Here is an 11,150-nt window from a genome sequence, read left to right on the forward strand (position 1 = left end):
GCGGTTGCGTCGTTTCATGCCCGGCATGTATAGTTTTTATTGGTGGCGTTCACAGACACGCCGCGCCGCAACACCGGCGCATGCAGCAAAGAACAATAAGTGGTCGGGTTATGGCAAAGCAGTCTTCGGCAAAACAACAAGAACAAACCCTGCCCCGATGGCTGGATGAGCTGCGCCCCGGTGGCGCAGGCGAAGGGTTCATGGAAAAACATCTGCGCCACAGCCTGATGTTCATCAAGCGGCCGGTGCGCCGCTTGCTTGTGACCTTCGACAACTTGTCCAATGTCGGCGACACGTCGGTTGAGCGCGAGCCTTGGGCGTTCAAATTTGCCCAAGATACCAATATCAGCCATCTGGGAATCATGGCGCATGTCAGCGATTGGTATCGTGATCCGGTGCTGATTGAACGCATGCAGAAACTGTCCGATGACGGCTTTTTCGATGGCTATGATCGGGTGGTGTTTGCCGGGGTGTCGATGGGGGGCTTTGCCTCGATTGCGTTCGGATCGCTGGTGCCGGGGGCGCATGCCGTGGCGATCAATCCGCAAAGCACGCTGGACGAGGGGTTGGTTCCGTGGGAATCGCGCTATGAAAACGGGCGTCGGCAGGATTGGACGCTGCCCCTGTCCGATGCGGCGGCGCTGACCAAAGGGTTTGCGCGGGTCAATATTTTCTACGATCCGTATCACGACCTTGATCAGGCGCATGTCGATCGGTTCAGCGGGGACAACATCCATATTTTCAATTGTCGCTATTCCAACCACAAAACGGCGGTTTTCCTACGCAAGATCGACGCGTTGAAACCGGTGATGCAGCAGGCCATTTTTGGTGAGTTGACCGAGCAGGAGTTTTACCAACTTTATCGCGGTCGGCGCGACCTACCATGGTTCCGCGGGGCCTTGGCCGCGTATTTCGAAGGCAAAGGACAATCCGACCGCGCCGAGCGTGTCACAACCTTGTTTCGAAAACGGCGTCGCCTTGTCCAGCAAGAGCAGGCCGAAGACGCAAGCGCCGGGCAGGAATGGGGCGAAGGGGCAGACGCGCCCGAAGCCCCGACAAAAAACACTGAATCCGACGCCACGGTTGCAGCCCCCGTGGTGCGACCGCAAGGCTCGCGCAAGAATGATCGCCGCACCATTGTCACCACGATGAAAAACGAAGGCCCCTTCATGCTGGAATGGGTGGCCTATCATCGCGCTATCGGCTTTACCGATTTCCTGATTTACACCAATCATTGCGATGACGGCACCGACAAGATCGGTATGCGCCTGCAGGAATTGGGCGTGGCGCAGCATGTAGATAACCAGTTCAAAAAAGGGGCCAGCCCGCAGCGCGTGGCCTTGCGCCGGGCGCTACGCGAAAAGATCTATGACGAGACGGACTGGATCATTTGTTCGGACTGTGACGAGTTTCTGAATGTCCGTGCCGGGGATGGCACGCTGGACGATCTTTTTGATGCCGTCGGCGGGGCGGATGCGATTTCACTGTGCTGGAAGATTTTCGGCTGCGGTGACAAGGTGGCTTAAGAAGATCGTTTTGTGACCGAGCAATTCAGATGGGGCGCACAAGAAGATTTTCGTGCGAAATACAAGGCAACCGGTCTGAAAACCCTGTTCCGGCCATCAGATGCGATTGCCAAGTTTGGCGTTCACCGCCCGAAATTCGCCGGGCGTCCAAATGGGTTTGTCTGGACTGATGGCGGCGGACAACCGATGCCCGACAAGTATTTCGAAGCAGGCTGGTCGGCTTGGCCCGGCTTTCGGCACGATCATGCGCGCTTGCATCATTATGCGGTGCGCTCGGTCGATAGTTTTCTGGTCAAGCGTGACCGTGGCCGCACCAATCATATTGATTGCGATCAGGGCATTTCCTATTGGGCCGATCTGAACCTGAATATGGAAGAAGATCACTCGCTTGTGCCAACGGTGGCCCGGACGCGCAAAGTGTATGACGAATTGCTTGGCGATCCCGAACTGGCGCGCCTGCATGCCGAGGCCTGCGAATGGCACCGTACCAAGATCGCCACGTTGAAGTCCCATCAGGAATGGGCCGATCTGCACAAGGTTTTGCAAACCATCAACTGCCCCGGCGAGATGCCTGTCGATCGTGATCGATTGATTGAAGGGCTTGCCGCGGAATGACGCGCAAACCTTACATCGTGTTGCACGGTGGCTTTCACAAGACGGCCACCAGCCATGTGCAATCCATGTTGGCGCGCAATTCCAAAATGCTGGAACGCGCAGGCGTGCATTACGTGCATCATCGCGACACGCGCAAAAAACTGACCGTGCCGGTTCAGTGCAATGTCTACAACAGCGTCGGCATGGACTGGGACCCCAAGATTTCCGACGAAGAACTGCAAGAGATGAGCCATGCGTTTCTGTCCAAGCTGCTAGAGATGCGGCCCAAACGCCTGATCCTGTCGGATGAAAACATGGCCGGGCATTGCGGGCACTGCGTCAAACGGGGTGTTTTGTATCGTTGGCGTCGCAAGCTGATCGAGGTGTTTGCGCAGCAATTTCCCGATGGTGTGGACGAGGTGCATCTGGGCGTGCGCAATTATGCTGATTTCTTTGCGTTGGCCTATGTGGAATACCTTCGCTCGGTCACCGGGCAGTGGTTCGTGGACGAACGGATGATGCGCCGACAGGTGATGGAGAACATGCCAAGCTGGCACAACATCCTGAAATCCGTTGTCACCTTTTTCCCCGGCGCGCGTGTGGTCGTTTGGAAATACGAAGACTTTCGGAAAATTGACCGTAAGATTCTGGCCAATCTTTGTGGCCCCGCGATCGACGTGGATCAGATGAAAGAACCCAAGGACCGCAATAAACGCCCCACGGCCAGTGGCCGCGCGGTGCATGAATTGCTGCAATTGATCCACCGGGAAGGGGTCGATTACGCATTGGAGCAACGCGTCGCCCTGCAAGAAACGTATCCGCGTGGCCCGGAGTACGGCAGCTACGATCCATGGACCGCGCAAGAGCGGGCGCATCTGACCCGCATGTATGAGCGCGACATCGAAGAGATTCGCGTCAATCCGGATATAAAGTTGCTCGATGCTGCGCAACTGACAAAGGTGGGCTAGTAAATGCAGGCGCTTGAGATTTGCAAAAGGACCGATCGCTCGTTTCAACGGGTCTTCCGTGCGCAATACTTCATGAGCGAAGATGGCGGGCTATGCCCTGAGGGATGGGTGACGCGGCGTCTCAAGGGGTGGCACCTGTACCACTGTCCCGAATTGCGCGTTGCCGAAATACTCGCGACCAATGGGCGTCGGGTCGGATGGTTTTTGGGAATTGGCGTGGCGCAAGATGGCAGTCTCTTTCCGTCTGGCGCGCGCTTGCCGGTGGCAGCTGACGATACCACGTTCTGGTCTGTGGCCGAGTCTATGATCGAAGGCGTGGCCGGGCGCTATGCCGCAATCCTAAGCGATGGCCGCGAAGAGCGGATTTATCATGATCCCGTTTGCGATTTGTCCTGTGTGTTCGATCCCACAAGCCGGATCGTGGCGTCGACGCTTTTGCTGTGCTTGCATCGCCCCTTGGTGCGCAACCGCCGGATGCCGCATCGCGGGCCGCTGAAAGGCAAACATAATTACGCCCTGCAGCAAACGGCCGACCGATATGTGAAACGGGCGCTGCCCAATCATTATCTGTCGCTGCGCACCTTTGCCCCGGTGCGGCATTTTCCGCGCGCGGACGAGGTTTTTGAGGCGGACGAAGCACAGTTGGACATCATCTGCGAAAGGATTGCCGAACGTCTGAAACAGGTGACCACGACGTTGTTGACCAATTTCGACTGTGTGCTGCCTGTCACCGGCGGCAACGACTCGCGCAATTTGTTGGCATGCGCGGCGGGTGTGCTGGGGCAGACGCAAACCGTGCTGTTTACCCATCATATTAATAAGATGAGCGGGTTTGACTGCATGATTGGTCAACAGATCGCCAGCGTTCTGGGCCAAGATGTGCAGGTGATTGATGTCACTGACCCTGTGCATCAAGACCAGTTTCAGCCCGACGCGGTCAGACGGTTGCGGTGGGACGTTGGATACGCGACCGGGTATCAAACATTGGAGCCGGGAAATGGCGTTGCGATGGCGGTGCAACTTGCACCGGCCGGACAGTGCCTTTTACGTTGGAACGTCATGGAGCTGATGCGGGCAAATCAATATCCGCGCGGCGATGCTGCAGGTTTTAACCTTAAGCATGGGCTTTCGAAGCTGCGCGTTGCGCCAGAGATTGACAGCACGGCCGAGGCCGTTTGGGGCCCCGATTACATGATGTGGGTGGACACATTGCCAGAGAACGCGAAATTCAAAATATACGATTTCGCGTTTGTCGAGCAACTCCTGCCCAACACCATGGGCGGAACACTGTGGGGGCCCGTGCCGCAGTTTTACATCAATCCGTTCTCAGATCGGGGTATGATCGCTGCGGCACTCTCTATGCCTGCACCCATACGTCGCCGCAATCGGATCAATCGGCGTATCGTTGATCTGACTTGCCCTGCCTTGAATGATATTCCGCGCACGAATGCATTCAAGAAAGATCCGGACAATCATACGTCTTATGAACTACTGTTCGCGCGCACATGATAGATGTGATCACTTGGCCACATGTGCCTGGTCAGGACTGACTGCGTGCGTGAGCGTCTTGTGCTGCCGGTTGCGTAAAGTCAATGTCAGCATAATCGGCCGGGCGGGCTGCGTGAATGACAATTGAAAGTGACACGAGGTGAGTGGGATGCAACGGGATTATGAAATCGGGATGCTGTGGGTCGAAGGCCCGCTGAGCTATGTCGAGGTGCTCTGCGCTCAGTCGTTTTTGGACGTCGGCCATCATGTGAAACTTTACCATTATAAAGATGTGCAGAACGTTCCCAAGGGTGTTGAACTGGTGCATGGGGATAACGTTCTGAAAATTGACCGTTTCATTCAGCATGGACGCACCGGTAGCTTCGCGCTGTTCTCTGACGTGTTCCGATATCACCTTCTGCAACAGAATGACCGGATGATCTGGGCTGATCTGGATGCCTATTGCGTCAAACCCTTTGAAACCGAGACCGGTCATTTCTTTGGATGGGAATCGGATAATCATATCAACGGCGGCGTTCTGGGCCTGCCATCAGACAGCGACGCTTTGGGTCAATTGTTGGAGATGACCGAAGATGAATACGGCATTCCCGAATGGTACGCGGAGCGTGAGAAGACCCGTCTTCAAAAACTGAAAGATGAGGGTCAGCCTGTTCACGTAAGTGAAATGAAATGGGGCATATGGGGCCCGCAGGCCGTGACCCATTACCTGCACAAAACCGGTGAGGACAAATACGCCCTTCCCATTGAAGGGCTATATCCGGTTAAATTTCGAGATCGGCGATTGCTAATGCGGGCGCACGGAATTGATAAGGTTAACCACCTTGTTACCAAAAACACATACTCGGTCCATTTTTATGGTCGCCGTGTGCGAGAGTTCCTTTCTGATATCGGCGGTATGCCCGAGCCGGACAGCTGGATGGACCAAGCCTTGAAGAAGCACAGCATTGATTGTGATGCCGTGCCGGTCCTGTCGCGCAAGGAGAAAGAAGAGCGGAAGATTGCCGAACAGGTTGCCAACGTTAAGACCGCCCCGCGCAGGCCCATTGGCAAAGGCGGAGAGAATCTGACGGATATTGCGGATCGCCACGGATCGGTCAGAGGGTCGGCCAAGCACCGATATTCGGAAATCTATCACATGCTGTTCCATCCGCTGCGGCAGCGCAAGATCAGTATGGTCGAACTCGGCGTGCTGGATGCGCCTTCCAAGGGCGACGAAAACGTGGAAAAACGTTCCGGTTCGGCACCGTCAGTGAAGATGTGGCAGGAGTATTTCCCAAAGGCGCATCTGCATGGTCTAGATTTGGTGGATGTGTCTTGGCTTAACAACGACAGGTTTACGGCCTATCAATGTGATGTTGACGACCGTGATCAAATTTCTGATGCGGCGGATGAAATTCATCCCGCGCCTACCATCGTGATCGACGATGCCACCCACGCCAGCCAGCACCAACAAAATGCCTTTCTCGAACTGTTTCCGCGCATGGAATCGGGGGGATTGTACATTATCGAGAATCTACGGCGCCAGCCCGATGAACTGGAGAAGCCGCAATTTACCAAGACCGCGGCGCTGTTTCGTAGTTGGATGGCACATAAACGTTTTAGTCATTGCGACCCGTTGCTAGAGGCCGAATTCAACGCTTTGTCCGAGGACATATCAGGATGCATTATCGAACCTGTTAATTTCCTGAAGCGGCGGCGAGATCAGGTGCTGGTGGTACACAAAAAATAATCTCTGAATGTATGAGGGATTTGTTTATGCGGTGACAATGGTTAAGGATACCAAGATGGACCTCTCAGCAAGTTTGGCGGAGCGTACGTGCGTTGTAAAAGGCTGGTCCTTTAAAGATACATTCCGATTTCATTTTCGTCTTTCCGGAACGGAAACTAAGCCCTGCACAGAATGGCAAGAGGCACGTATTGGGGAGTGGTTTTTGCACCATTGTCCCGACCTGCTAAGGCACGAGGTTTATTTGGGCGATGGCAGGTATTGCGGAGTGGTTTTGGGCGTAGCTGTTGACGCGGACGGTATGGTGCTTGAGGGCGCGGTACACCTGCCTTCATGTGATACGCTTGCGGAGGTCGCCAGCTATCTTGAGGGCTTGGCCGGTCGTTTCATCGCATTGATCGCGCTTGATGGAGCGGTTCGGATGTATTTCGACCCAACTGCAGGGTTGAGCGCAGTGTATTCCGCGAGGGATCAAGCTGTCGCGTCATGTGTGCACCTTGCGATAAACCGTGAACTCAAGCCCGAACCCGCGGTGCGATCAGAAGACGTAATGCAGCGAAAGAGCCAGTTCATATTCGGTGAAACTTGCGATGCTGATTGCAAACGCGTTTCGGCTAACCATTATCTGGACCTTGAGACTTTTCAATTAGTGCGGCACTGGCCAAAAGCCGATTTCTCCTTTCAGGCTGAGTCTTTTGATCGCAATGGCGCTGCTCACATGATCAGTCAACGATTGACGCAGATCCTGGGTGGGCTATCCAATTCATATTCTGTGGCTTTGCCGATCTCGGCAGGTACGGATTCGCGAATACTGTTGGCTGCGGCCAGACCACACTTGGACCGGATCGACAGCTTTTTCGTTCATGACATCTATACTGTTACGCAATTCGATAGAGAGGGTGCGCAGATGCTCGCCGATGAGTTGGGGTTGGAGTTGCAGGTTATTGACCGCCGGAAACCGATTTTTTCAGAGTTTTTGAATGATGCTGAAATAGGCAGTATTCGTGAACGCATGGCCATTGGCACTAGCCTGAGCTTTAATGGCATCGACGATCTGGCAGTGAGGGCAGCTTGTTTGACACCGTCCTGCGAACTGGTTTTGCGTGGCAATGCCGCTGAGATGAGCCGTGCCAACAAATGGACGCCTCAAACAGTCCGTAAACCGGTTTCTGATAGGGATGGTGTGGCAGCGCTTCTGAACGTGCGTGAGAACCAACTTGAAGACGTAGTTGCGCCAAGTCGTTTGGAAAAATTGCTTCTGGGGTATGCCGCTTGGAGGGAAACGGTGCCTGAAGGAGCGCGCGACCGTCTGCCAGACTTGGCGCATATTGAGCTTTTTATGCCGACAGGACCGAACAACGTATACTACGCGTTTACCAGGAATTTCTACATCAATCCCTACAATGACCGGCAGATACTATTGCAAACAGCGTGGTTTCATCCGCTAGCGCGGCGGCGAAAAAAGCTGGTTGCCAAGATCATTGCGAACACAACGCCCAAGTTGGACAAGCTACCCTATATTCGTGAACTGAAGCAAAGACACAAAGATGCCAAGAAAAAGGGCGTGTCTTGAGGGCGTTTACAATTACGGTTGCGTTATACGATTAGGATAAAGCAGGTCGACGATTCTTAAATGGGGGCGGCATGAGCCGCCCCGATGATTTGCTTTAACCCCGATTACTTGGGCATGATCACCCCGTCGATGACGTGAATCACGCCGTTCGACGCTTCAATGTCGGCGGTCACGACGTTTGCGCCATCAACCGTTACCGCGCCTTCGGTCATGATCGTCACTTCGCTGCCTTCGACCGTGGCGGCCATCATGTTGTTCGACAAATCACCCGACATCACTTTGCCGGGCACCACGTGGTAGGTCAGAATCGCCGTGAGTTGATCTTTGTTTTCGGGCTTCAGCAAATCTTCGACGGTGCCATCGGGCAGCGCGGCAAAAGCATCGTCTGTTGGTGCGAACACGGTGAATGGGCCTTCGCCTTTCAGCGTGTCGACAAGGCCGGCCGCCTGAACGGCTGCGACCAGTGTTTCAAAATTGCCTGCGCCCACTGCGGTGTCGACAATGTCTTTTTTGCCGTGGCCATCGGCGAGGGCCGGGCCTGCCATCAATGCGGCTGCGGTCAGGGCAAGATAAGTTCTGCGGAACATGAGTATGTCTCCTGTTGAATTCACTTCGTTGCAAATGCCGTAATCGACATTCAAAACGATTACGCCTGAGGTGCAGGCTTGGTTCACCGGGGGATTCCGCCGATGCTGTTTGACGAAAAAGGCGCGCGGCCTAAGCCACGCGCCCTTGCGATTTCCACTCAAATTCTTGTTATGCAGTGTGAACCGCTTGTGACTTATTCCGCTTCGATTGCGGCGCGAACGATATCATCCAGCAGCACTTGCACCTTCTGCATCGCGCCTTCGGGGAATGTCCGGTAGCCGATGGTCACTTCTCCGGGGGTGTCGGCGCTTTCGGCGACAAAGATGTCATAGGGACAAAAAGCAATGTTCATTGGGTCAGCCTCCATCACTTCGCGGGACACGGTGGCCGAACAAAAGCTGTAGGTGTCGGCCTGTTCATATAAAACCACATCCGAGCCGACATCGCCCCGTGTGCGTTCCAGCATGTCGCCCACATGGCTGACATGGTCGATCACCAGACCCTCGTTCAGGATCGCGGTTTCAAGGCCAAACGCCACGTCCTCGAACGGTTGATCGGTGGTGTAGGTCACCATCTCTTGGGCGGTTGCGGCGGTGGCGGTCAAAGCAATAACAGCCGTCAGGGTCGAGAGTTTCATGTTGGCATCCTTCCGTTGGCAGGTTTCAGGTTGTGACGGTTTTTCTAAAGGCGCAGTGTATTAGCCAAGAGTGCAGGGTGATATGACCCAAATCAATGCGGAAAGAGACGGTTAAATGAGTTACGCGATGAACGCCCTTGAGATTTTGGCGTTGGTGTTCGTTCTGGTGCTGGGGGCCGCTGTGGCCGCAGTGGTGGTCTTTTATGTTCTGGACAAGACGCAGGCGGGCGACGCGGTCCGCAGGAACTATCCGGTGATCGGGCGATTCCGTGGCCTGTTCAGTAAATTGGGAGAATTCTTTCGCCAATACTTCTTTGCCATGGACCGTGAAGAAATGCCGTTCAACCGCGCACAGCGCGATTGGGTCTATCATGCGGGCAAAGGTGAGGGGAACACCGTGGCCTTTGGGTCAACGCGGAACCTGTCGATTCCGGGCACCCCGATTTTCGTGAACGCCTGTTTCCCGCCGCTGGATGATCAGTTTGCTACCACTGCGCCAATGGTGATCGGGCCGACAGCCGCGGTGCCGTATCGGGCCAAGTCGATCTTCAATATTTCCGGCATGAGCTACGGCGCGATTTCCCGCCCTGCGGCCGAGGCGTTAAGCCGGGGCGCGGCCAAGGCGGGTATCTGGCTGAATACGGGCGAGGGCGGGCTTTGCCCTTTTCATCAGACAGGGGGCTGCGACATCGTTTTTCAGATTGGCACGGCCAAATATGGCGTGCGCGATGCCATGGGTAATCTCGATGATGACAAATTGCGCGAGGTGGGGGCGAACCCATATGTAAAGATGTTCGAGTTGAAGTTGGCCCAAGGTGCCAAACCCGGCAAGGGCGGTATTTTGCCCGGCGAAAAGGTCAACGCCGAGATTGCCGAAATCCGGGGCATTCCCGAGGGCAAGGACAGCGTATCGCCCAATCGCCACCGCGAGATTGATGGGTTTGACGACCTTTTGGATATGTGTGTGCATATCCGTCAGGTCACCGGCAAGCCGGTCGGGTTCAAGACCGTGATCGGGTCTTCAGAAGCATGGACTGAGTTTTTCGAACGTATCAATCAGCGCGAGGATGACTGCGCCCCCGATTTCATTTGCGTGGATGGCGGCGAGGGCGGGACCGGGGCCGCGCCGATGCCGCTGATTGACCTTGTCGGCATGCCCATTCGCGAAGCTTTGCCACGCGTGGTTGATCTGCGCGATCGGTACGGTTTGAAAGACCGCATTCGCGTGGTGGCCAGTGGCAAGCTGGTCAATCCATCGGATGTGGCATGGGCGCTTTGCGCCGGCGCCGATTTCGTGGTGTCGGCGCGGGGGTTCATGTTTTCGCTTGGCTGTATTCAGGCGCTGAAATGCAATCGCAACACATGCCCGACAGGGATCACCACGCATGACCCGCGCTTGCAGGGCGGTCTGGTGGTCGAGGACAAGTATCTGAAGGTTGCCAACTATGCCAAGTCGGTGATCAGCGAAGTTGAAACCATCGCCCATTCCGTTGGTGTGGCCGAACCGCGCCTGATGCGGCGGCGGCATGTGCGCATTGTGCAGGCCGACGGAAGCTCGGTCCCGTTCAACAAGATGCGGCCAAGTTACAACGCAGACGCGCCTTTGTGATCGGGCGTGTAGCGGCAGCCGGGTGACTGTGGTGCGCAGGCCTCTATATAAAGCCGTGAAAACCACAGGAGCGACCCGATGGCCCATCGTTGGAAAAACACACTGACCGAACATGACGTGACGCCAGAACACGTCTATCTGAACCGGCGCCAATGGATCACCGGGGCCGCCGCCGGGCTTGGTCTGGCCGGATTCGGTGGGCAAGCCGCCGCGCAAGAGCTTGATGGGCGCGAGGCGAATTCATGGGAAGAGATCACCAGCTATAACAACTACTATGAGTTTGGCACCGGCAAAGACGATCCGTATAAAAATGCCCGGCGTCTGAAGATCGACCCATGGACAGGAGTTATTGTCAAATCTGGTGTTTGAGGGTTCTCGGTCATGCGGCGATCTGGTCTGTGGTTGTGGCTTCAATTCCGT

At 55.3% G+C, this 11,150-nt stretch carries 10 protein-coding genes; 8 read left to right on the plus strand and 2 right to left on the minus strand.

Features of this window, described 5'->3' with window-relative positions; translation table 11 throughout:
* Positions 1 to 110: 110 nt before the first annotated feature.
* The 6 genes from HAT86_RS06290 (at position 111) to HAT86_RS06315 (ending at position 7,896) form a co-directional block, all read left to right on the plus strand.
* Positions 111 to 1,526: a glycosyltransferase family 2 protein gene (locus HAT86_RS06290; RefSeq protein WP_231125831.1), complete on the plus strand. Its 1,416-nt coding sequence runs from the start codon at positions 111 to 113 to the stop codon at positions 1,524 to 1,526.
* 12 nt (positions 1,527 to 1,538) lie between these two features.
* Positions 1,539 to 2,141 (plus strand): hypothetical protein, encoded by a 603-nt coding sequence (locus HAT86_RS16830; protein ID WP_231125832.1) that lies wholly within the window; start codon positions 1,539 to 1,541, stop codon positions 2,139 to 2,141.
* Positions 2,138 to 3,088 carry a hypothetical protein gene (locus HAT86_RS06295; RefSeq protein ID WP_167194554.1) on the plus strand — a complete coding sequence of 317 codons (951 nt, stop codon included), beginning with the start codon at positions 2,138 to 2,140 and terminating at the stop codon, positions 3,086 to 3,088. The genes HAT86_RS16830 and HAT86_RS06295 overlap by 4 nt, the downstream gene beginning before the upstream one ends.
* Before the next feature lie 72 nt (positions 3,089 to 3,160).
* Positions 3,161 to 4,597 (plus strand): hypothetical protein, encoded by a 1,437-nt coding sequence (locus HAT86_RS06300; RefSeq protein ID WP_167194557.1) that lies wholly within the window; start codon positions 3,161 to 3,163, stop codon positions 4,595 to 4,597.
* 148 nt (positions 4,598 to 4,745) lie between these two features.
* Positions 4,746 to 6,326 carry a hypothetical protein gene (locus HAT86_RS16835; RefSeq protein ID WP_231125833.1) on the plus strand — a complete coding sequence of 527 codons (1,581 nt, stop codon included), beginning with the start codon at positions 4,746 to 4,748 and terminating at the stop codon, positions 6,324 to 6,326.
* Positions 6,327 to 6,333: 7 nt separating this feature from the next.
* Positions 6,334 to 7,896, plus strand: coding sequence for a hypothetical protein (locus tag HAT86_RS06315; protein WP_167194560.1), 1,563 nt, complete (start codon positions 6,334 to 6,336; stop codon positions 7,894 to 7,896).
* Between the two features lie 104 nt (positions 7,897 to 8,000).
* Here the strand turns inward: HAT86_RS06315 and HAT86_RS06320 are convergent, their stop codons facing one another.
* Positions 8,001 to 8,483 (minus strand): fasciclin domain-containing protein, encoded by a 483-nt coding sequence (locus HAT86_RS06320; protein ID WP_167194563.1) that lies wholly within the window; start codon positions 8,481 to 8,483, stop codon positions 8,001 to 8,003.
* Between the two features lie 194 nt (positions 8,484 to 8,677).
* Positions 8,678 to 9,121, minus strand: coding sequence for a DUF302 domain-containing protein (locus tag HAT86_RS06325; RefSeq protein ID WP_167194566.1), 444 nt, complete (start codon positions 9,119 to 9,121; stop codon positions 8,678 to 8,680).
* 115 nt (positions 9,122 to 9,236) lie between these two features.
* Between HAT86_RS06325 and HAT86_RS06330 the strand changes: the two genes are divergently transcribed.
* Both HAT86_RS06330 and HAT86_RS06335 read left to right on the plus strand, forming a co-directional pair.
* On the plus strand, positions 9,237 to 10,730 hold the full coding sequence (locus HAT86_RS06330; protein WP_167194568.1) for an FMN-binding glutamate synthase family protein: 1,494 nt from the start codon (positions 9,237 to 9,239) through the stop codon (positions 10,728 to 10,730).
* A 78-nt stretch (positions 10,731 to 10,808) separates the two neighbouring features.
* Entirely contained in the window at positions 10,809 to 11,099 is a 291-nt protein-coding gene (locus HAT86_RS06335) for a molybdopterin-binding protein (RefSeq protein WP_167194570.1), read from the plus strand.
* The last annotated feature ends 51 nt before the right edge of the window (positions 11,100 to 11,150 follow it).

This window comes from Roseovarius gahaiensis (assembly GCF_011601345.1).
Classification (GTDB): Bacteria; Pseudomonadota; Alphaproteobacteria; order Rhodobacterales; family Rhodobacteraceae; genus Roseovarius; species Roseovarius gahaiensis.